The sequence below is a fragment of the Phyllobacterium sp. CL33Tsu genome (genome assembly GCF_900113985.1).
Taxonomy (GTDB): domain Bacteria; phylum Pseudomonadota; class Alphaproteobacteria; order Rhizobiales; family Rhizobiaceae; genus Phyllobacterium; species Phyllobacterium pellucidum.
Genome location: NZ_FORJ01000005.1, coordinates 285,161 through 306,895, shown reverse-complemented (window position 1 = coordinate 306,895; position 21,735 = coordinate 285,161). Strand labels below are relative to the sequence as shown.

At 59.5% G+C, this 21,735-nt stretch carries 20 protein-coding genes, 1 tRNA gene and 1 pseudogene; 14 read left to right on the top strand and 8 right to left on the bottom strand.

Annotated elements, in window-relative coordinates:
- Positions 1–45 precede the first annotated feature (45 nt).
- The 4 genes from iolD (at position 46) to iolB (ending at position 3,899) form a co-directional block, all read left to right on the top strand.
- Positions 46–1,896 carry a 3D-(3,5/4)-trihydroxycyclohexane-1,2-dione acylhydrolase (decyclizing) gene (gene iolD, locus BM074_RS18430; RefSeq protein ID WP_091923942.1) on the top strand — a complete coding sequence of 617 codons (1,851 nt, stop codon included), beginning with the start codon at positions 46–48 and terminating at the stop codon, positions 1,894–1,896.
- A 105-nt stretch (positions 1,897–2,001) separates the two neighbouring features.
- Positions 2,002–2,886: a myo-inosose-2 dehydratase gene (gene iolE, locus BM074_RS18425; protein ID WP_091923940.1), complete on the top strand. Its 885-nt coding sequence runs from the start codon at positions 2,002–2,004 to the stop codon at positions 2,884–2,886.
- A complete protein-coding gene (locus BM074_RS18420; protein WP_027229580.1) occupies positions 2,886–3,098 on the top strand; it encodes a hypothetical protein in 213 nt (70 codons plus the stop codon). Before iolE ends, BM074_RS18420 begins: the two co-directional genes overlap by 1 nt.
- Positions 3,099–3,101: 3 nt before the next feature.
- Positions 3,102–3,899 (top strand): 5-deoxy-glucuronate isomerase, encoded by a 798-nt coding sequence (iolB, locus tag BM074_RS18415; RefSeq protein WP_091923938.1) that lies wholly within the window; start codon positions 3,102–3,104, stop codon positions 3,897–3,899.
- 23 nt (positions 3,900–3,922) lie between these two features.
- Here the strand turns inward: iolB and BM074_RS18410 are convergent, their stop codons facing one another.
- Together BM074_RS18410 and BM074_RS18405 are read right to left on the bottom strand one after the other, a co-directional pair.
- Complete coding sequence (locus BM074_RS18410) at positions 3,923–4,564, bottom strand: NrsF family protein (protein ID WP_091923936.1); 642 nt, start codon at positions 4,562–4,564, stop codon at positions 3,923–3,925.
- Complete coding sequence (locus BM074_RS18405) at positions 4,551–5,108, bottom strand: sigma-70 family RNA polymerase sigma factor (protein ID WP_091923934.1); 558 nt, start codon at positions 5,106–5,108, stop codon at positions 4,551–4,553. Before BM074_RS18405 ends, BM074_RS18410 begins: the two co-directional genes overlap by 14 nt.
- Before the next feature lie 288 nt (positions 5,109–5,396).
- On the opposite strand from BM074_RS18405, the gene BM074_RS18400 reads away from it, so the two are divergent.
- The 4 genes from BM074_RS18400 (at position 5,397) to BM074_RS18385 (ending at position 8,891) form a co-directional block, all read left to right on the top strand.
- The gene (locus BM074_RS18400) at positions 5,397–5,675 is read left to right on the top strand and encodes a hypothetical protein (RefSeq protein ID WP_051614385.1); all 279 of its coding nucleotides are present in this window, start codon (positions 5,397–5,399) and stop codon (positions 5,673–5,675) included.
- A gap of 70 nt (positions 5,676–5,745) precedes the next feature.
- Entirely contained in the window at positions 5,746–6,612 is an 867-nt protein-coding gene (locus BM074_RS18395; RefSeq protein ID WP_091923931.1) for a cytochrome b/b6 domain-containing protein, read from the top strand.
- On the top strand, positions 6,609–7,382 hold the full coding sequence (locus BM074_RS18390; RefSeq protein WP_091923929.1) for a molybdopterin-binding protein: 774 nt from the start codon (positions 6,609–6,611) through the stop codon (positions 7,380–7,382). The genes BM074_RS18395 and BM074_RS18390 overlap by 4 nt, the downstream gene beginning before the upstream one ends.
- A gap of 486 nt (positions 7,383–7,868) precedes the next feature.
- On the top strand, positions 7,869–8,891 hold the full coding sequence (locus BM074_RS18385) for a Tim44 domain-containing protein (RefSeq protein WP_091923927.1): 1,023 nt from the start codon (positions 7,869–7,871) through the stop codon (positions 8,889–8,891).
- Between the two features lie 63 nt (positions 8,892–8,954).
- Here BM074_RS18385 and BM074_RS18380 read toward each other — a convergent pair whose 3' ends face one another.
- Both BM074_RS18380 and BM074_RS18375 read right to left on the bottom strand, forming a co-directional pair.
- Positions 8,955–11,528, bottom strand: coding sequence for a DNA translocase FtsK (locus BM074_RS18380; protein WP_091923926.1), 2,574 nt, complete (start codon positions 11,526–11,528; stop codon positions 8,955–8,957).
- Between the two features lie 160 nt (positions 11,529–11,688).
- A complete protein-coding gene (locus BM074_RS18375; RefSeq protein ID WP_091923924.1) occupies positions 11,689–12,312 on the bottom strand; it encodes a pyridoxamine 5'-phosphate oxidase family protein in 624 nt (207 codons plus the stop codon).
- A 104-nt stretch (positions 12,313–12,416) separates the two neighbouring features.
- Between BM074_RS18375 and BM074_RS18370 the strand changes: the two genes are divergently transcribed.
- Together BM074_RS18370 and BM074_RS18365 are read left to right on the top strand one after the other, a co-directional pair.
- Positions 12,417–13,328: a LysR family transcriptional regulator gene (locus tag BM074_RS18370; protein WP_027229590.1), complete on the top strand. Its 912-nt coding sequence runs from the start codon at positions 12,417–12,419 to the stop codon at positions 13,326–13,328.
- 60 nt (positions 13,329–13,388) lie between these two features.
- Complete coding sequence (locus BM074_RS18365) at positions 13,389–13,967, top strand: alpha/beta fold hydrolase (protein ID WP_091923922.1); 579 nt, start codon at positions 13,389–13,391, stop codon at positions 13,965–13,967.
- On the opposite strand, the gene BM074_RS18360 is transcribed toward BM074_RS18365, so the two are convergent.
- The gene (locus BM074_RS18360; protein ID WP_091923920.1) at positions 13,964–14,593 is read right to left on the bottom strand and encodes a LysE family translocator; all 630 of its coding nucleotides are present in this window, start codon (positions 14,591–14,593) and stop codon (positions 13,964–13,966) included. The genes BM074_RS18365 and BM074_RS18360 overlap by 4 nt on opposite strands.
- 166 nt (positions 14,594–14,759) lie before the next feature.
- Between BM074_RS18360 and BM074_RS18355 the strand changes: the two genes are divergently transcribed.
- Positions 14,760–15,035 (top strand): hypothetical protein, encoded by a 276-nt coding sequence (locus BM074_RS18355; RefSeq protein ID WP_091923918.1) that lies wholly within the window; start codon positions 14,760–14,762, stop codon positions 15,033–15,035.
- A gap of 57 nt (positions 15,036–15,092) precedes the next feature.
- On the opposite strand, the pseudogene BM074_RS22820 reads toward BM074_RS18355, so the two are convergent.
- A pseudogene (locus BM074_RS22820) lies at positions 15,093–15,251 on the bottom strand (sulfatase-like hydrolase/transferase); the annotation flags it as partial.
- A 169-nt stretch (positions 15,252–15,420) separates the two neighbouring features.
- On the opposite strand from BM074_RS22820, the gene BM074_RS18350 reads away from it, so the two are divergent.
- Positions 15,421–17,085: an arylsulfatase gene (locus BM074_RS18350; RefSeq protein ID WP_091923916.1), complete on the top strand. Its 1,665-nt coding sequence runs from the start codon at positions 15,421–15,423 to the stop codon at positions 17,083–17,085.
- A gap of 243 nt (positions 17,086–17,328) precedes the next feature.
- On the opposite strand, the gene BM074_RS18345 is transcribed toward BM074_RS18350, so the two are convergent.
- Positions 17,329–17,405, bottom strand: a tRNA-Met gene (locus BM074_RS18345).
- A gap of 545 nt (positions 17,406–17,950) precedes the next feature.
- Here BM074_RS18345 and BM074_RS18340 point away from each other — a divergent pair.
- Together BM074_RS18340 and BM074_RS18335 are read left to right on the top strand one after the other, a co-directional pair.
- The gene (locus BM074_RS18340) at positions 17,951–18,934 is read left to right on the top strand and encodes a Gfo/Idh/MocA family protein (RefSeq protein ID WP_027233509.1); all 984 of its coding nucleotides are present in this window, start codon (positions 17,951–17,953) and stop codon (positions 18,932–18,934) included.
- Positions 18,935–19,088: 154 nt separating this feature from the next.
- Positions 19,089–20,210, top strand: coding sequence for a DegT/DnrJ/EryC1/StrS family aminotransferase (locus tag BM074_RS18335; RefSeq protein WP_091923914.1), 1,122 nt, complete (start codon positions 19,089–19,091; stop codon positions 20,208–20,210).
- Positions 20,211–20,286: 76 nt separating this feature from the next.
- On the opposite strand, the gene mnmA is transcribed toward BM074_RS18335, so the two are convergent.
- A complete protein-coding gene (mnmA, locus tag BM074_RS18330) occupies positions 20,287–21,477 on the bottom strand; it encodes a tRNA 2-thiouridine(34) synthase MnmA (protein WP_027233507.1) in 1,191 nt (396 codons plus the stop codon).
- Between the last annotated feature and the right edge of the window lie 258 nt (positions 21,478–21,735).

The window sequence follows — 21,735 nt, the reverse complement described above, 5'->3', positions numbered from 1 at the left end:
TTATTGCCAGCGTCGGGATAGCGAACTTCCCGGGAGGAGACTGAGATGACCAAGACGATACGCCTGACCATGGCGCAGGCCCTGACGCGTTTCCTTAGCCGCCAGATGACGATGGTCGATGGCAAAAAGGTGCCGGTCTTTGCCGGGGTCTGGGCGATTTTCGGCCATGGCAACGTCGCGGGCCTCGGCGAGGCGCTCTATCAGGTGAGGGAGGAGCTTCCGACCTATCGCGCCCACAACGAACAGGCGATGGCGCATGCGGCGATCGCTTTTGCCAAGGCGAGCTTCCGCCAGCGGATGATGGCGGTGACGAGTTCGGTTGGACCCGGGGCCACCAACATGGTGACTGCGGCGGCACTGGCGCATGTCAATCGCCTGCCGCTCCTGCTACTGCCCGGCGACGTATTCGCAAACCGGGTGCCTGATCCGGTTCTGCAGCAGGTCGAGTCCTTTGGCGACGGAACTGTTTCGGCCAATGATTGCTTCCGTCCGGTCTCACGCTATTTCGACCGCATCACTCGTCCCGAACAGATCATCCCGGCGCTCGCCCGCACCATGGCCGTCCTGACCGATCCGGCCGAGTGCGGACCGGTGACGCTTGCACTGTGCCAGGATGTGCAGGCTGAGGCATACGATTATCCGGAAAGCTTTTTCGAGGAACGCGTCTGGACTCGACGCCGGCAGCGGCCGGATCGCGACGAGCTTGCTGCGGCGGTTGCCGCGCTGAAATCGGCCAAGAAACCGCTCGTCATCGCGGGCGGCGGGGTTATCTATTCGCAGGCATCGAACGAACTTGCGTCATTCGTCGAAGCGGCCGGTATACCCGTTTGTGAAACACAAGGCGGCAAGTCCTCGTTGCCGGACGTGCATCCTCTCAACATGGCCGCGGTCGGCGTGACGGGCACCTCGGCGGCTAACCGGCTCGCGCAGGAGGCGGATGTCATTCTCGCCGTCGGAACGCGGCTTCAGGACTTCACCACAGGGTCCTGGGCATTGTTCCAGAACGCGGAGAAGACCTTCATCGGACTGAACGTCCAGCCCTTCGACGCGACAAAACATCGGGCGCTGCCGCTTGTCGCCGACGCCAGGGAAGGGCTCGCCGAGCTTGCGGCCGCCCTCAAGGATTACCGCGCCCCGGCAGACTGGACCGGAAATGCGAAAGGCGGCAAGGAAGAATGGCAGCGGGCGGCGGCCAAGGTGACGGGACCGACCAATGCGTCTCTGCCTTCCGACGCGCAGGTGATTGGCGCCGTGCAACGCGCCATGGGCGCGCAGGCGACCGTTTTGCACGCTGCGGGCGGATTACCGGGGGAAATGCACAAACTCTGGCAGGCGGGCGCTCCCGGTTCCTACCACGCAGAATACGGCTTTTCCTGCATGGGCTACGAGATCGCTGGCGGTCTCGGCGCGAAGATGGCGAAGCCCAACGACGATGTCGTGGTGATGATCGGTGACGGCTCGTATCTGATGCTGAATTCGGAGATCGCGACCTCGGTCATGCTCGGCCACAAGATCAACATCGTGCTGCTCGACAATCGCGGCTATGGCTGTATCAACCGGCTGCAGATGGGCACCGGTGGAGCGAACTTCAACAATCTTCTCAAGGATACGAAGCACGAGGTTCTGCCCGACATCGACTTTGCTGCCCATGCGCGCAGTCTTGGCGCCATTTCCGAAAAGGTAGCCTCCATCGCGGAGCTCGAAAGTGCCCTGGCACGCGCCAAGCAGAACGACCGAACGACGGTGGTTGTCATCGATACCGATCCGTTGATCTCGACCGAGGACGGCGGTTTCTGGTGGGATGTCGCCGTACCGGAGGTCAGTGCGCGCAGCCAGGTGAACGATGCGCGGCGGAACTACGAAGCAAAACAGAAACTGCAACGGGTTGGTGATTGATCAGGCAAGTCGCTGCCCTTACCCTCCACTTGTGGGCAGGGTCGAAGCGAAGCGACGGCGCCGATTTACAATTTCAAATCAACCCAGAACCAAAGGAATGAAAGAATGATCCGCATCGGGGCGAACCCAATCGGCTGGTCCAATGACGATATGCTTGAGATCGGCGGGGACATACCGCTGGAGACCTGCCTCGAGCAGGCGCAGGCGGCCGGCTTCACCGGCATGGAACTCGGCAACAAGTTTCCGCGCACCGCCGACAAATTGCGGCCCATTCTCGAATCTTACGGCCACAGCCTCGTCAGCGGCTGGTATTCCACAGAACTCCTGCTGCGCGATGTCGATGCGGAACTTGAAGCCGCAAAGGCACATGCGACCTTGCTCAAGGATATGGGCTGCTCGGTGCTGATCGCCGCGGAGACGTCCAACGCCATCCACTCCAACAAGGATATGCCGCTCTCGGCCCGACCCGTCCTGCAGAAGGCTTCCTGGACGGTGTTTGGCGAGCGCTACACGCGCTTTGCCGAGGCGATCCAGCAGACTTACGGCCTGCAACTCGTCTACCATCACCATATGGGCACAGTGGTTCAGGCCGAGTGCGAGATCGACCGGTTCATGGAAGCCACCGGCGCACCGGTGCACCTTCTTCTCGACACGGGGCATGCGACGTGGGGCGGCGCCGATCCGGCGCGGCTTGCACGCCACTACAAGGCGCGCATCAGCCATGTCCATTGCAAGGATATTCGCGAGGATGTCATGTGGCGCTCGAACCGCGAGGACTGGTCGTTTCTCGATTCCGTCCTTGCCGGCGTTTACACGGTTCCTGGCGACGGCATGATCGACTATGTTCGGGTTCTGAAAGAACTGAAAGGGTACAGCGGCTGGGTTGTGGTCGAGGCTGAGCAGGATCCGGAGAAGGCCGATCCGGCTGTCTATTCGAAGCTTGGATGCGCCAATCTCCGCCGCTTCATCAAGGAAGCAGGTCTCGCTTGATCAAGGACTCGAACCATCCGTTTTTCCGTCCGCTGTGGCGCCGTATTGCCGTGGTTGCCTTCTGTGTTGCGTGGGCGATCTTCGAGTTCGCCACCGGCACGCCGTTCTGGGGTGTCATCGCGCTCGGATTTGCCGGCTACGGCGTCTGGCAGTTCTTCATTATCTACGATGCGTCGGAGCAGCAGCCGGACCCTGAGAACAAGAAGGAGTAGGGCATGTCGAAATTGCTCATCAAGGCAGCGCCCGGCAAGGGACGTGTTGCGCATGTGACGCCGGAAAGCGCGGGCTGGACCTATGTCGGCTTCGACCTGCACAAACTGGACGAGGGCCAATCTGCGAGCGGCACCACGGGCGACAAGGAAGTGTGCCTCGTCTTCGTGACCGGCAAGGGCAGGGTGGTCGTCGATGGCGAAGATCTCGGCATCCTTGGAACCCGCCTGTCGCCGTTTGACGGCAAGCCCTGGTCCGTCTACCTTCCGCAAGGCGCAGAATGGTCCGTCGTCGCCGAGACAGCCGTCGAGCTTGCGGTATGTTCGGCGCCGGGCCTTGGCGGCGGACTGCCGGTGCGGGTTATTTCCCCCGACGATCTCGGCCAGGAAACGCGGGGCAAGGGCACCAATACGCGCTATGTCACCAACATCCTGCCGGAGAACGAGCCAGCGGATTCGCTGTTGGTAGTAGAGGTCATAACGCCTGGCGGGCATACATCAAGCTATCCGCCGCACAAGCACGATCAGGACAATCTGCCGGCCGAATCCTATCTGGAAGAAACCTACTACCATCGCTTCCATCCGCCGCAGGGTTTCGGTTTCCAGCGGGTCTACACGGATGATCGCTCGCTCGACGAGGCTATGGCGATCGAGGATGGCGACGTGGTGATGGTGCCAAAGGGTTACCATCCCTGCGCCGCCTGTCATGGCTACGACCTTTACTATCTCAATGTCATGGCGGGACCGAAGCGCACCTGGAAGTTCCACAATGCTGCCGAACACGAGTGGCTGATGAAGGCGTAGCGCGTCACACTACGCCCAGGGACTCACCACCGCAGAACATACCGCCCCACTATCGCCCCGATGAGGCCGGTTACGAGCACGCCCAGCGTGTACCACATGGCGATGAATGGCATGCCGCTTTCAGTGCAATGAAACGAATAGACGAATGAGGCGATCGCCCCGGCCGCCAGGCCGGCAGCGGCGCCCGCAACTGTCAGCCGCGTTGGAGCAAGGCCGCGCAGCACCCAGAATGCTGCAATGAGCAGGGGCAGCGAGAGCATGACGATGTTGAACGTGCACACGCTGACCGAACGGCCCTTCATCATTGCCATATATTGTTCGGGGGGCGTTGCCGCGAGCTCGGCAAAGGCGAGGAAACTGATCACGATGATTGCTACCGCCATCAAGGCAAGGCTGACGCGGATGCTGCCGAGCGGATGGGCGATGCGCTTTACCGCCCAGCCGCCAGCGGCGGCAAGCGCAAGCGTATAGGCGAACTTGACCCAGAACGGCGTCGTGCCCATGGCTGTTGCCATGTCAGGCCTCAGGCCGAGCCAGAAATACATGAGAAGCGCCGAGGCGATGGAGCCAAGGCCGAGCCCCGCAGCGACGCGGCCGAAGACGGCCATGGGTGACACAGGCTTCAACTCGCCCATAAGACGCGCAATCAGGTCATTTGTCGTCATTGGCAGCCCGCCCTTTGAGCTTCGTCGCTATGGCCTTTATTCCTCTGTGTATGCTGACCTTGACCGTCGTTTCGGTAAGGCCAGTGCTTTCCGCCACCTCGGCGATGGACTGTCCTTCGATCCTGGTGCGGCGGATCAGATCGCGCGTTCTTTCCGGCGCCGCTTCAAGCAGCCGCTCGACATCCATGCGGTCGCTTGCAGCGTCGGATAAATCCGTCGCAAACAGGTCTTCCACATCGTCGAGGGGCACAGTGGCCCGGATGCGGTTGCGCCGGAAATGGTCGATCAGCTTATAACGCGCAATAGCATACAGCCAGGCCGTAAAGGGCCTGTCGATCTCATATGTTGCCCGCCGCGTGTGCAGCGCCATCAGCGTCTCCTGCACCAGGTCGTCGGCATCGCCCTTGTGCGCATCGGACAGCCGCCGCAAAAAATAAAAGCGCAGATGCCTCGCCACCTCGTTGAGAAGGGCTCCATAGCTGCGCGCATCGCCGGCAAGGCTGGCGAGCATGAGTTCCTTCAATCGCGTCTCGAGCGAAAGCACTCTCATTCATCCTTTATTCGCAGGCATGGCGAAAAGGTTACAGATGAGAGCCAAGCCGCCGGCGCGTCAATGGCTTGCGCCGTATTCCACTAAAGAATGATCACCAATGCGTGATGCTGTAACCGATCCGTGCCTCACCGCGAACTGCTTCATGTGACCGGCGCACAGCCGGCGTGACAGCGAGAGCAGAGAATTTCCGGCAACGACCGGGAGGCAAGGACGCGGAATGTGTCCCGAAACTAAAGGACGCGTCGCACCGTATCTACTTCAAACCAAAGGAGAACACCCATGAACACTCTCATTCGCCGCATCGCCGTTTCGGCTCTCATTGCTGGCGCCGGCATTGCCGGGGCAAACGCGGCATCGGCCGCGGAGGCAATGAAGCCGATGACCAAATCCGATTGCATGAAGCATGCGGGCATGGAGAAGGACGCCATGAAGAAGGATTCCATGATGAAGGAATGCGACCAGATGGCGATGAAAAAGGATACAATGAAATCCGATACAATGATGAAGAAGAGCGGCACCTCAGATGCCATGGGCACGATGGCGCCCAAGAAAAAGTAACATGGAGATCGTGCGTGGCGGGTGAGTTCGCCACGCATAATTGCAGCCGCTTCGGCTTTGGAGGCCGTCCATGACAAGCATTGCACAATCCGAAACGGCGAAGTCGCGCAAGGTGCTCTTCTATCGGCATTCGGTGCTCGTGCGTATCACGCATTGGCTCAACGTCCTCTGCCTGAGTTTTCTTTTGATGAGCGGCCTGCAAATCTTCAATGCCCATCCGGCGCTTTACTGGGGGCAATACGGCGCCGATGCGAGACCCGATCCATCGTTCATTTCAATCGGCGCGGTCGAAGATGGCGATACGATCAAGGGCGTTACTCGTATCGGCTCCATCTCTCTTCCGACGACTGGGGTCTTCGGTGCATCGATCGTCGATGGCGAACTTGCACCGCGCGCCTTCCCGTCCTGGATCACGATTCCGAGCTATCAGGACCTTGCCACCGGCCGGCGCTGGCATTTCTTCTTCGCCTGGTTCTTCGTCATCAATGGTTTCGTTTATCTCATCTATGGCCTTCTCGCCGGGCATTTTCGCCGCGATCTTGCGCCGACCCGAACCGAACTGACGCCGGGCCATCTTGCCCACGAGGTTGCCGAACATGCGCGGCTGCGCTTTCCAAAAGGCGAAGCGGCCCGCCATTACAACGCCCTGCAAAAACTTGCCTATGTCGGCGTGATCTTCGTCCTGCTGCCGCTCATGGTCCTCACGGGGCTGACGATGTCACCGGGGTTCAACGCGATCTTTCCATGGCTGCTCGATCTCTTCGGCGGCCGCCAATCGGCGCGGACCATCCATTTCATTACCGCCTCGCTCCTCGTCGCCTTTGTCATCGTCCATATCGTGATGGTGCTGGTTTCAGGCGTCTGGAACAATTTGCGCTCGATGATCACCGGCTATTATGCGCTGCGCGTCGAGCCTGAAAAGGAAAAGTCGACATGAGCATCGACCTGACCCGCCGCCGCTTCCTCATCGGCTCCAGCGTTGCGGCGACCGGGCTTTTGACCGGCTGCGACGCGCTCGTCCAGAGCACAACCGTCAACGATATACTGCAACGGGCAGAATCGCTGACAATGGGAGCCCAGCGACTCTTGATGGGGCACCAGCCCCTGGCGCGCGAATTCAGCGAAGCCGATCTTTCACCGGTGTTCAAGCCGAATGGCACGTCGGAACCGGGCAGCGAGGAGTATGCCCAGCTCAGGGAAACCAACTTCGCCGACTGGAAACTCGTCGTGAACGGAATGGTGCAGCGGCCATTGGAGCTCTCGCTGGCTGACCTCAAAGCCATGCCGTCACGGACGCAGATTACCCGGCACGATTGCGTCGAAGGCTGGAGCGCAATCGGCAAATGGACAGGTGTCCCGCTTGGCCTGATACTCGAAAAGGCGGGGCTTGCTCCCGGCGCGCGGTATGCGGTGTTCTATTGCGCAGACGAACTGGAGCAGACCCTCGATGGCAGCGGCAAATATTACGAGAGCATCGATCTCGTCGACGCCTGGCACCCGCAGACGATCCTCGCCTATGCCATGAACGGCAAGGAACTCGAAGTGGCGCACGGCGCGCCGCTACGGCTGCGCGTTGAACGCCAACTCGGCTACAAGCACGCCAAATATGTGATGCGCATCGAGCTCACCGACAGTTTCAGGGGTATTTGGGGCGGGAAGGGCGGCTTTTGGGAGGACCGAGGCTATGAATGGTATGCGGGTATTTGAGACCTGCCTAAAGGGGCGACTCAACGGTCGTCTGTGGCGACTGCCGCAGGGGACCGTTATTGTCTGAAAATAGCGCAAGCGCTCCCAGCAAGGCGAAAAACGTCAAGAGCACGAGTATTACGACGCATTGATGAACCAATAGTTCGGTCCCTCATCTGGAGATTCGTGTCTCGCTGCAGACCTGATCCACAACGTCGGCTGATCGTAGAAGAGAACCCATTCCCCTTAAGTGCCGCGCCATCGCAACAGCAGGCATCAAGCCTAGCGGTTGATGTGGCGAGAATACGACGATGCCCGGGATGGTGTTATTTACAGGCGCCGCTTCGCTGGTTGCCGCAAGAGTGCTTGCTCGGGACGAGAGCCCAAGGAAGCACGCTTTCAACACGACGCCAGCGAAAAACTTGCCGCCGATCCTTCAAAAGCCCGCCGGCTTTCACCATATGCGGCGCAACAGATGTTTCGTAACATGATTGAGGAGACTGTTGCATGCTGCCCGTTCTAAACCGCTTAAGCCGGATTGCCGCTATTCTTGCCCTGGGCATGGCGGTGTCATTCAGCGTTGTCCATGACGCTGACGCCCGGCGTGGTGGCGGCGGGTTTGGCAGCCGCGGCGCCCGCACGTTTCAGGCGCCCGCGCCGACGCGCACGGCGCCGGCTCCGGCAGCGCCAATCGAGCGCAGCATGAGCCCGCGGCCCGATGCGGCCCAGCCCTCTGCCGCACAGCCGCAATTGGGCCAGCAGCAGCGTCCGGGTCTTTTCGGCGGCATGGGCCGCTCACTCATCGGCGGTCTGCTGGTCGGCGGCCTGATCGGCACCTTGCTTGGCCACGGCTTCGGCGGTGCAGCCGGGTTCCTCGGCATGTTGCTGCAGATCGGGCTCCTTATTGGCGTGGTGATGCTTGCGATGCGCTTCTTCCGCTCGCGCCAGACGACCATGGCGCCGGCAGGCGGGCCTGCATTCGGCCGCAGCGCCGAAGGCAATGCGCCCTCAAACGCGTCCTTCAGAATTCCGACGATCGGTTCGGGTTCAGGTGCGGCGGGGAATGCCAACTACAGTAATGGTGGCGGCTATCAAGCGGCGGCAGCTTCCCCGGGCGGCGACGAGATCGGCCTGAAACAGGATGATCTCGACCGTTTCGAGCAGCTTTTGACGGAAGTGCAGACTGCCTATGGCAAGGAAGATTATGCCACGTTGCGCAAGCTGACGACGCCGGAAGCCATGTCCTATCTCGCCGAGGAACTCGGGCAGAACGCAACCGATGGCCTGCGCAACAGCGTTTCCAGCGTAAAGCTGCTGCAGGCGGATATCGCCGAAGCCTGGGCCGAAGGCGATACGGAATATGCGACGACCGCCATGCGCTATTCGAGCATCGATTCCATGGTCGACCGCGAGACTGGCCGTATCGTCAATGGCGACGAGAAGGAGCCGAGCCAGACGACGGAAGTCTGGACCTTCATGCGCAAGCCCAATGCGGACTGGAAGCTTTCAGCGATTCAGGACGCCGCTTAAAATCCTTCACAAACAAAGGCCCGCGCTTCACCGGCGCGGGCCTTTTTGCGTTTAAATGGGTCGCTAGTCCACATCGTCCATCGCGGCGCTTTCCCTGCGGCCATGCAGGATTTCACGCTTGCCGACATGGTTGGCGGGCCCGACCAGACCTTCCTTTTCCATCCGCTCGACCAATGATGCCGCGCGGTTGTAGCCGATGCCGAGGCGGCGCTGGATATAGGAGGTAGAACACTTCTTGTCGCGCAGCATCACCTTGACCGCCTGGTCGTAGAGTTCGTTGCCATCCTCGGCCGCCATGGCGCTCTTGTCGAACACGGCGCTGTCCTCGGCTTCGGGCTCCTCCTCTTCGCCCTCGTCCGCCGTCACCGTGTCGAGATAATCGGGCTGGCCCTGCGCCTTCAGGTGCGCCACGATCTTCTCGACCTCCTCGTCGGAAACGAAGGGACCATGGACGCGGGAGATACGCCCGCCGCCGATCATGTGCAGCATATCGCCCTGGCCGAGTAGTTGCTCTGCGCCCTGTTCGCCAAGGATGGTGCGGCTGTCGATCTTGGAGGTGACCTGGAAGGAGATGCGGGTCGGGAAATTCGCCTTGATGGTGCCGGTGATGACGTCCACGGACGGGCGCTGCGTCGCCATGATCAGATGGATGCCGGCGGCGCGCGCCATCTGCGCCAGGCGCTGGATGGCGCCTTCGATCTCCTTGCCTGCGACCATCATCAGATCGGCCATTTCATCGACTATGATGACGATGAACGGCATCGGCTTCAGATCGATGGCTTCCTGCTCGTAAATCGGCTCGCCCGTGCCCTTGTCGAAGCCGGTCTGCACCGTGCATGTGACCGTCTCGCCCTTTTCGGCCGCGCCGGTTACGCGCGCATTGAAACCGTCGATGTTGCGCACACCGAGCTTCGACATTTTGCGGTAGCGATCTTCCATTTCGCGCACCGCCCACTTCAGCGCCATGACCGCTTTTTTCGGGTCGGTGACGACGGGAGTGAGAAGGTGGGGAATGCCGTCATAAATCGACAATTCCAGCATCTTCGGATCGACCATGATCAGCCGGCACTCGTCCGGCGTCAGCCGGTAGAGGAGGGACAGAATCATGGTGTTAATGGCGACGGATTTGCCCGAGCCTGTCGTGCCGGCAACCAGGAGATGCGGCATCTTGGCGAGTTCGGCAATCACCGGCTCGCCGCCGATGGTCTTGCCGAGGCAAAGCGCGAGTTTGAACTTGGTCTTGTCGAAATTCTCCGAGGCAACCATTTCGCGCAGATAAACCGTCTCGCGCGTCGTATTGGGCAATTCGATGCCGATCACGTTGCGGCCCGGGACGACCGCTACGCGCGCCGAGAGCGCCGACATCGAACGCGCAATGTCGTCGGCAAGGTTGATGACGCGGGAGGATTTTACGCCGGGGGCGGGTTCGAATTCATAGAGCGTCACGACCGGCCCCGGCCGAACGTGGATGATTTCGCCGCGCACGCCGAAATCCTCAAGAACGCTCTCGAGGAGGCCGGCATTCTGCTCCAGCGTCTCCTGCGAGATCGTGACCGCATCCTGCGTCACCGCCTCCTGGAGCAGCGTCACCGGCGGCTTCTCATATCCGCCCGAATGCGTGGCTGCAATCGCACGGTCCGCAGCCGGTGCAAGCGCGAACGGGCGGGGCGCGAGCGGCTGTGCGGAGCGTACTATGTCGCGCCGCTTTGCCGTTTGGGTCGGTGCAATGACGACCGGGGCCGGCTCGGCCTCGATCACGACTATGGGTTCGATGGTGTCCATAACGATCTCGGCCTCGATCACTTCCGCTACGATCGGCGCGGACGTTTCGATGAGCCTTTCTTCAACCGGCTCGGAATCCAGTGGCGGTGCCACAAGCCGACGCTTCGGCTCGGTCTCCAGGGCACCTGCCGGCGTGCACTCGACGATGCGAAACCGGGCGGTTATTTCATCAAGGCTGAAGGCCGGCTTCGGGTTCGGCCGGGCCGGCGCGACAATTTTCGGCGCTGTATCGAGGGGAATATCCATCGAATCAAAGAAGGCAAAATCAGACACATAGGCGAGGGGCGAGGCGCTTACCGGCGGTAGCGACGCTTGCTCCACGTCTGCGGCCCGAACGGGCGCGGGTACCTTCTGTACACGTGCGGGTGCCTGGCGCGGCGCTGCCGCGACGTGTGGCGGTTGCGGAACAGCGGGTGCTTGCGGCACAGCGATTGGAGTGGGCTTGGCTGTGGACGCGGCCGGCCGAGGCGCCGGCTTGATCTCCGGCAGCTTGCCCTTCAGGAGTTCGCTGTCGGGCGTACGGGTAAACCGGACGTTCTCGGAAAGCGAAAACATGCGTTTGGAGATCGGCAGCGACGGGTCGTCAGCGTTCATCGGGTTTACCCGCTGCGGGCGTATGGCGGGGGATACCGGACGGGCCGGCGCCGCAGGCGTGATGCTGCGGCGCACGTCGACAGGTTCATATTGGGCGCTCACACGGCGGGGCGGCTCGGCGGCGCGTAGCGGCGCTTGTGCCGGCGCGGGCGCAGCGACCGGTGCCTCATATGGAGGGACGCGATTCGGCACCCGCTCCAATTCGGTCTCGAACTCATATTCGTCTGTTTTAATTGGAAAATTTGTTCTTGGGATGCGCATGATGCCTGCAAACGGAATGGTGTGGTGTTACCCGATGGGCTCCCTATTTGAATAGAAAACCAAGGTTAACAACTCGCTACTTTTGCCGGTTGCAGACCGCCTATTTCACCTGCGTGGCAGCAGGGCAACAGCCTGCAAATCCCGCCGAAAATCGATTGGGTTACTGCGAGGATTGTGCTTTACGCAGACGTGCTACCTCGGCCTCGAGCTCCTTGATCCTTACGTCGCGCCCTGCGACGATTGCTTCGACCTCCGCAGCCTCGAATCGCAGGGGTATATGTTGCGGGCAGTTCGCATCCCAGGCAGCAACCCTGAAAATGATCACCTGTTCCGGGCGGGCCCGATAGTTCTCCGGCATGAGCTTTGCGGTGAGTTCAGCGTCTTCGACCACCTCGGCCTCGCCCCAAAGCTTCACGCGCTGGCGCGTACGGTAGTCGATGAGAAAAAGGTAGGCCTTTGAATTGTCTTCCAGATTGCCTTGCGTGATGTACTGCCGATTGCCGGCAAAGTCGGCGAAGGCGATCGTATGGTCATCGACAACGTGCATGAACCCCGCCGGGCCGCCGCGATGCTGGATATAGGGCTGGCCTTCCGCATTGGCGGTGGCAAGGAAAACACTGGTCTGGCTCTCGATAAAGGCGACGAGATCGGGAGTGAACCCCGTCCGCCACGAGCCACGCTCTTCCATGCTGGCATAACCGGCGCGCGAACCCTTGCGCGCCTGGATCGATTTTACCGTCGGCGTGAAGGCAACATCGCTTGAATAGGCAGGGGCGGACGACATGACAGCGACCTCGTGTGTTGAACGTGACGCATATATAGCTTCTTTCATCAAATCGCAGTAGAAAGGGAAATCGGGAGTTATCCTACCAAAATATGGAAGGCTTGATGGACCGTCTTGATGCAATGGCCGTGCTTCTGGCTGCCGTGGACGCGGGCAGTCTATCTTCGGCCTCTCGACGGCTAAACATGCCGCTTGCAACGGTAAGTCGCAAAGTCGCCGAACTCGAGGCTCACCTCGACACGCGTCTCCTGATACGCTCGAGCCGCCAGTTCGAGCTCACCGACGCGGGGCGCGCCTATGTTGAGGCGAGCAAAATGATTCTGCAGCAGGTCGAAGAAGCGGAGCGGATAGCTGCCGGGGAGTTTGTAGCGCCCAAGGGCGACCTGACCGTCACCGCGCCCATCGTTTTCGGCCGTTTGCATGTGCTGCCGGTGGTGACCGAATTCCTCAAGGCCTATCCGCAGATCAATCTGCGATTGAGCCTTAGCGATCGGCAGGTCAATCTGATCGAGGATCACATCGACCTTGCCATCCGCATTGGCAATCTGCCGGACAGCAATCTTGTGGCGACGAAGGTCGGGATGATCCGACGGGCGGCCTATGCAAGCCCCGCCTATCTGTCAAGACGTGGTACGCCCGCGCGCCCGGAAGAACTCGCGACCCATGACTGCATCACCTTCGAGGGATTCAACTCGCCCAGGATATGGACCTTTGTCGAGGGAAAGCGCGAGGTCGACGTTCCTGTGCAATCGCGGCTTAGCGTGACGACCGCCGAAGCGGCGGCCGACGCGGCGGCAGCCGAGCTCGGCGTTACGCGATTGCTCTCCTACCAGGCGCAAGGCGCTGTCTCCGCTGGAAAACTTGTCCTCCTGCTTGAAGACTTTGAACCGCCGGCATGGCCGGTAAGCGCGGTCTATGTCGCGCAAGGGCGGACTCCACTGAAACTTCGCGCATTCGTGGATTTTGCCGTTCCATTGCTACGCGAGAGAATGGCGGCATTGTCCCTTACCACCTGAGGTGCCTGTGCGCCGGGCCCGCGTCTTGTACCCGTCAGTGCAGTCGCATAAAATCGGGAGATGGCCAGAGATATCCTCTTCGTTCAAGGCGCCGGGGAAGGTACCCACGATCACTGGGACGACAAGCTTGCGGAGAGCCTCCGACAGGAACTCGGTGCCGCCTATCCGGTCCACTATCCGCGCATGCCCGATGAGGGTGATCCGAAGTATGCCGCCTGGAAAGGTGCGTTGCTCAGCGCGTTCGATGGCCTGGACGACGGTGCAATTCTTGTCGGCCACTCGGTCGGCGGCACGATCCTGCTGCACGTCCTCGCGGAATCGGCCTTACCACGCGCGTTTGGCGGGCTGTTCCTGATAGCACCGCCTTTCATCGGCGAAGGCGGGTGGCCGGACGATGACATCGGGGCGTGCGACGACCTTGCGGATCGCCTTCCGCGCGGCATTCCCATCTATCTTTATCGCGGAACGGCCGACGATGTGGTGCCCGCCGCGCACACGGACCTTTATATGAAAGCTCTGCCGCACGCGGTGATCTGCACGCTCGAAGGCCGGGACCATCAGCTCAACAATGATATGCGCGAGGTCGCGCGTGACGTTCGGGCGGTCACCGGACGGAGTGAGGAGCCGACAGGAGACTAGCTGCGCTGCAAGGCGAGATGGGTGCCGAGACCGACGAGCAGGGCGCCGCCGGCCCGCTGCATGAGCCTGCGGGCGTGGTTTGAGCGCCGGAGCCACGTGACAATTGCCCCAGCGAGAAAGACGCAGACGATGTCGGCGGATGAAAACATCAGGTTGACGATTGTTCCAAGGATCAGGAACTGTACCCAGATGGGGAATGCCGCCGAAGCATCAATGAATTGCGGCAGGAACGCCATGAAGAAAATGGCGGTCTTGGGGTTAAGCACTTCGACGCTGATACTCTCAAGGAATGCGCGGCGGCCGGACTTTGCCTCGATCCCGGGCAGCGCGACATCCTCGACCCTGGCACGAAACAACGAGATGCCGAGCCAGACAAGATAGGCAGCACCGGCAAGCTTCACCAGCATGTAGAGCATTGGCACGGCGTGAAAGAGCATCGACAGGCCCGCCGCGGCGGCAATGACATGGACATAGCAACCAAGATGAATGCCGAGGGATGCCATCAAGCCCGCACGGCGTCCGCGCGCGATCGTCTGGGCGGCGGCGTAGAGCATGGCTGGCCCTGGAATATAGGCGAAGATCGCCGTCGTTATCAGGAACGCGATCAACAATTCGCTCGATGGCATTTCTCTGCTCCGGTGCGGGAGGTTCGCCCTGACTGGGCCCAAGCATTCAATACTGGCAAGCGCTGCAAAAGTCATCAAGGATGGCCAAGAATGACGTTCGCCATCAAGGCACAAATTGAGTTAAGTTGCGACGCTTTGCTTTGCGCTCACCTTGCTGAGGATAGTCATGATCAGACGAGTAACGGCTCTTCTTTCCTTGGTCTTTACCATCGGCCTGCATTCCCCGCCCGCATTTGCCGAGGACGACAGCACATCTCAGCTTGCAACCATAAACAAGATCATAAGAGGCGAGGGCAAACCCGGCGAAACCGCGACAGCCAAGAACGGGGAAGTTGTCTACACGGTTCTGGAAGGCGGCGTCGTTGAAATCAGGAACTTGCGCTACAACACGCTGCAACGGTTCAATACGATAAAGCAGGGCGATAATAACAGGTCAAAATAGCACCATGGACTGGTCGCTGGCGTACTGCTGTCTGAGCACCGTTGTCATCTCTGATCACTTTGGAATCCGACCGGTTTGAATCGCAGCCCGTCCGGGAATGCAGCTCGGTTGAGCATAAAAGGACGTGAACATGATTCCGTCCTTCGCAAGCTGATCAATGTTAGGCGTGGGTATGCCTCTGGCTGCACCCCCAAGATAGGGACCAGTGTCTCCATAGGAGGCACAATATTTTCCTAGTTTTTACTATGCTCTTGAGGAGTAAAGTTGCATCGCCTGAATTCGGACAAGCACATATTTACGCGCGGATTTACCGTAACGTACTTCCACCTATGAATTTTCACGCCTGAATTGCAATCGCATTGTAATCTCTTGAGGAGAATTTCCGATGAAGGATACAAAGACCGGAAAGTCGGACGGAGCACCTTCCGTCAGCCGCCGCGAACTTTTGCTTGGCGGCAGTTCCCTTGCCGTCGCGGCCCTTGCTGTGGCCTCCACCGTGGATCGAAGTAACGCACAAACTCAACAGCCCGCCGCCGAAGCCCAATCCGGCGGGTCAGGTAAGCCGCCGAACATTCTCGTCATATTTGGCGACGATATTGGTATTCCACAGATCAGCGCCTACACAATGGGGTTGATGGGGTATCGTACTCCGAATATCGACCGCATCGCAAAAGAAGGCGCGATCTTTACGGATTCCTATGGTCAGCAAAGTTGCACTGCGGGCCGTGCGTCCTTCATTCTCGGTCAGGAGCCCTTTCGCACCGGACTTCTTACTATAGGTATGCCGGGCGATCCGCACGGTATCCAGGATTGGATGCCAACCATTGCCGATGTAATGAAGTCGAAAGGATACGCCACAGGCCAGTTCGGGAAGAACCACCTCGGCGATCAGGATCAACACCTGCCGACAAATCATGGCTTTGACGAATTTTTCGGCAATCTCTATCACCTGAATGCTGAGGAAGAGCCCGAGGGATATTTTTATCCGAAGGATCCGTCGTTCCGAAAGCAGTTCGGCCCGCGCGGTGTGATCAAGTCGAGTGCGGATGGAAAGATCGAAGATACGGGCGCGCTCAATACCAAGCGGATGGAAACCATCGATGAGGAATTCCTTGCTGCTGCCAAGGACTATATCGATCGCCAGCATAAGGCAGACAAGCCGTTTTTCGTCTGGTTCAATTCCACGCGGATGCACGTCTTCACGCACCTTAAGCCTGACTCGATGGGAAAAACAGGCAAAGGAATTCATGCTGACGGCATGGTCGAACATGATGGACACGTCGGACAGCTTCTAGATCAGTTAGATGAACTCGGAATCGCCGAAAATACCATTGTCCTTTACACCACCGACAATGGCGCTGAACTCGCGCTTTGGCCGGATGGCGCCCAGACAATGTTCCACGGCGAAAAGGGAACGACGTGGGAGGGCGGTTTCCGTATTCCCATGATGGTCCGCTGGCCAGGAGTCGTCAAACCTGGGACAGAGGTTAACGACATTGTTACGCTCATGGATTGGATGCCGACATTCGCAAGCGCGGCGGGCATCCCCGATCTCAAGGACCAAATGAAGACAGGCTTCAAATCCGGCTCGAAGGATTTCAAAGTCCACCTGGATGGCTATGATCTCATGCCGTTACTCAAGGGGGATACACAAACGGGCCCGCGTGACGCGGTGTATTACTTCGATCAAGGCGGCAACCTCAATGCCATACGTTGGAACGACTGGAAGTTGAGCTTTGCAGTCGCCAGCCACGGCAACATTGCAACGGCCACCAGGGAAGTGCCGAGTTGGGCTCTTATCGCGAACTTGCGTATGGATCCGTATGAGCGCGGTATGGAGGATGGAGGCGGTGCGCTCGAATTCCTCGCTCGCAACATGTGGTTGCTTGTGCCAGTCCAAGGAAAGATCAAGGAGTTTTTCTCGGATTTCACTCAGTTTCCTTATCAGGAAGGCAGTTCCCTCAATGCAAGCGGCATCAACTACGGGATGCTGCGCCAGCAAGACGCGCTCAAACGGCTTAACGATTTAGAAGCGCTGCGGCCTCAATAAGTGTCCGGTCATGTCGCGGGAGGCCACTTGGCCTCCCGTCAGGACAACGTGATCGACAACCGTCGAAAAGCGACCAAAACTAAAATAGAGCTTTGATTGCAAATATCGCCCATGGATACGCCGCCCTTCCAATAAAATCGTTGGAAAATCAATAGCAGCCAGTTGCAGCATGATGCGACACTCATCTGCCTATTCTAGGACATCCGTCAACTTGGTATCTGGTTGATTCTATCGAGAAATGAATGGTAGCGAAGGAGGGATTCGAACCCCCGACACAAGGATTATGATTCCTCTGCTCTAACCTACTGAGCTACTTCGCCCCATATGCCAAGCGTTCCGTCAATGGCCTGCCTTTAAAGCTGTACCGGGGAACGCGCTGTCAATCGACAGGGACGGGCGGGGTATATGTGCGTAGAAACTGCCTGTCAAGTGGATGGCTCGGCCAAGTTGCGAATGGCTCCTCGGGTCAAAGCACAAAATTGAAGTAACGCGTCTCCTTACCCGATATAGCCGTCCTAGTTGGTGGAAATGGCCATGACGCGATCTGCTTGTCAACGCATCTGTAGGTGCCCCCCTCATCCACCAGCATTGCAGTCTTCCTTGTCACCACTGCCGTCAACCTAGCCCACGAGTGCCGTCACCCTGATCCACCGTAGCCGTCATTCTCGCGTTTCAACCGAGGGACGGCGCTTGTCCCGAGGTTCACTCTCCCGGGTAACTGATGCGATCTTGCCGTTGCACCGCGCCCGAATCTCAAAGAATTGTGCACCGGCTTTAAAACCTCGACATGGAATTGCCGGGTTCGAGGTCTTGTCATCGTTTCTTGCTCCAGATATTGGATGCCGACATGAAGAAGGCTGAAAAGATGGCTCCACGGATTGCAGTGCTTGGTTGCGGCTATTGGGGCAGCAACCATATCCGTACCCTGAAGAGCCTTGGCGCCCTTTATGCCGTCTCGGACCAGAACAGCGATCGTGCCGCGGGCTTTGCCGCCGAGCAAGGCGTCCTGCATATTGCTGCCGACGAAATCTACACGCATCCGGACGTCGACGCGATCGTCATGGCGCTGCCGCCGCAGTTTCACGCGCAGGCTGCAATCAAGGCCGTTCGCAACGGCAAGGACGTGCTCGTCGAGAAGCCGATCGCGCTGACTGTCCCCGACGCCGAAGCTGCGGTGAAAGCTGCCCACGATAATGGCCGCATCTTCATGGTCGGCCATGTGCTGCGGTTTCATCCGGCTTTCGAAAAGCTGCTCGACCTGATCAAGGCCGGCCATCTCGGAAAGGTGCGATATATCCATTCGCACCGGCTCGGCCTTGGCAAGTTTCACACGGAGAACGATGCGCTCTGGGATCTGGCTCCGCATGATTTGTCGATGATCCTGGCGATTACTGGGACCGAGCCGATCGAAGTGCGCGGCGAGGGCGCCGCGGTGCTCGACCACCTCAGCGATTTTGCGCACCTCCACCTTCGCTTTCCCGACAATGTGCGCGGGCATCTCTTTGCTTCGCGCCTCAATCCCTATCGCGAGCGTCGCCTGACCGTCGTCGGCACCAAGGCCATGGCCGTCTTCGATGACATGGAGCAATGGGACAAGAAACTCGCGGTCTACAAGCACTCGATCTGGCAGGATAATGGCGCCTGGGCATCAACCACGGAAGAGCCGACCTATGTCAAGATCGCACAGGGCATGCCGCTGACGCGCGAACTTCAGAATTTCATATCGTGCATCGAAACGCGCGAAGAGCCGCGCACCGATGGCGAGGAAGCAATCCGCGTGCTGCGCATCCTGACAGCCGGCACGGTGGCGCACACGGAGCCCAAGCGCGATACACCAGCCTACGGTTGACGCGCGCAAAGATTGCACTCGACATAAAGCGTTGTTACAAGGCCGCACAAACTTTGAATGGCGACGTCTGGCGGTCCATCGGCTGCCCATCTAAACAATCGCCTTGACTGTTGCTCGCGGCGATTGCGCGAGCATATTTGATATTGGAGCAATGATGCAGTTCATCGATCTCGGCGCACAGCGTGAACGGATTAGCGGCAAACTCGACGCGGCAATCGCCAAGGTCGTTCGCGAGGGTAAATACATCCTCGGGCCTGAAGTTGCCGAATTCGAAAAGCGTCTCGCCGAATATGTTGGCGTCGAACATGTGATCGCCTGCGCCAACGGCACCGATGCGCTGCTGATGCCGCTGATGGCCAAGGGCATCGGTCCGGGCCACGCGGTGTTCGTCCCGAGTTTTACCTTCGCTGCAACCGCCGAAGTCGTGGCGCTTGCCGGGGCCGAGCCGGTATTCATCGACGTCGATCCCGAGACATACAACATCAATGTCGAGCAGTTGCAGGCGGCAATTGCCGCCGTGCGCGCCGAAGGGCGCCTCGAGCCCAAGGCGATCATTCCGGTCGACCTTTTCGGTCTTGCCGCCGATTACACCTCGCTTTCCGCCATTGCCGCGAAGGAGGGCCTCTTCGTTATCGAGGACGCGGCCCAATCGATCGGCGGCAAACGTGACAATGCCATGTGCGGCGCGTTCGGCGATGTCGCGGCAACGAGCTTCTACCCGGCCAAGCCGCTCGGATGCTATGGCGACGGCGGGGCGATGTTCACCAATGACGCTTCGCTTGCCGAGATTTTGCGGTCCGTGCTGTTCCACGGCAAGGGCGAGACCCAGTATGATAATGTCCGTATCGGGCTCAATTCACGCCTCGACACGATCCAGGCGGCGGTGCTCATCGAAAAGCTAGTCATTCTCGAGGACGAGATGGAAACGCGTCAGGTGGTGGCGAAGCGCTATGCCAATGGCCTGAAGGACGCCGTCAAGGTTGCGCATATGCCGGCCGGCTCACGCTCGGCCTGGGCACAGTATGCTATCGAGACGGAAAAACGCGATGCCTTGAAGGCGCATCTTCAGGCAAATGGCATTCCTTCGGTGATTTACTACGTGAAGCCGCTGCATTTGCAGAAGGCGTATGAGCATTATATGCGTGCGCCGGGCGGGCTACCTGTATCGGAGACCTTGCCAAAGAATATACTCTGCCTGCCGATGCACCCCTACCTCAGCGAAGCCGATCAGGACCGTATTATCGGTACCATTCGCGAGTTTCACGAGAAGGCCTGAGGGGTTAGTACACCCCGGAGATGGCTCCTCGGGCTATGTCCCAAGGACCCATCAGGCATGAGACAAGCAAACCGCCTCACGCGGCGGCGTGGCCCTGCTGGGCGAGCCGCTTCAGCATGGCTTCGGCCTTTGGAGCGCGCTCGGAGCGGCCGATAAAGCCGCCGCCATAGACGCGGGCGGTATTGCTGTTGTCGGAATAGAGCACGCAGGCCTGGCCGGGAGCAATGCCGCTTTCGCCGTCGACGAGTTCGACGAAGGTCTCGCCGTCGCGATGGTGCAGGAGTGCCGGGCGCGGCGGACGGGTGGAGCGGACCTTGGCGTAGACTTCGACACCGCCCTCGGGAATTGCCGAAAGCGGGCCATCGCCGAGCCAGTTGATGTTGCGCAGAAACACCTTGTGCGTTTCCAGGGCCTCGCGTGGGCCGACGACGACCCGCGCATTCTTGGCATCGAGATGGATGACGTAGAGCGGATCGCCCGTCGCGACGCCAATGCCGCGGCGCTGGCCGATCGTATAGTGGACGATACCCTCGTGCCGGCCGAGCACGCGCCCGTCGATGTGAACGATATCGCCCGGGTTCGCGGCCTCAGGCTTCAGCTTCGAGATGATGTCGGAATATTTGCCCTGCGGCACGAAGCAGATGTCCTGGCTATCCTGCTTGTTGGCGACGGTAAGGCCGAGCTCCTCGGCGATGGCGCGGGTTTCGGTCTTGGTCATGCCGCCGAGCGGAAAGCGCAGATAGTCGATCTGTTCCTGCGTCGTCGCAAACAGGAAATAGCTCTGGTCCTTGTCGGTATCGACCGGCCGATAGAGGGCACGGTGGGCACCATTGGCGTGGCTGCGGATATAATGGCCGGTCGCCAGGGCATCGGCGCCGAGATCACGCGCGGTCTGCAACAGGTCGGCGAACTTGACAGTCTGGTTGCAGGAAACGCAAGGGATCGGCGTTTCGCCGCTGACATAGCTTGCAGCGAACGGATCGATCACAGCTTCGCGAAAGCGCGCCTCGTAATCGAGCACGTAATGCGGGATGCCGAGGAGTTCGGACACCCGGCGCGCATCCTCGATGTCCTGGCCAGCGCAGCAGGAGCCTGCGCGATGGGTCGAGGCGCCATGATCGTAAAGCTGCAATGTCACGCCGACGACATCATAGCCTTCGCGTTTCAGGATGCCCGCGACGACGGAAGAATCCACGCCGCCAGACATGGCAACGACGATACGGGTGTCTTCCGGCTTTCCCGGCAGATCGAGGCTATTCAAGGTCATAAGCGGATCCGGTTCTTGGCAGCGGCATAAAGGCGCAGCGCTATTGTCGGGCTCTATATAGGTGAATTGACCTGTTCTGCCAACAGGAAGTGCGCCAAGATAGGTCTTTCTCGTTCAAAGTTTTCTGAACAAAGCCGACGGGCACCCGGTCAAATATTTGCAGTTGGACAAAAGTTTAATGAAATCCCTACGCCTCCATTAACCGAAGTTACCAGACAATGACTCGGCGTTTAGGCAATTATTAAAGCCCTCTCTGTA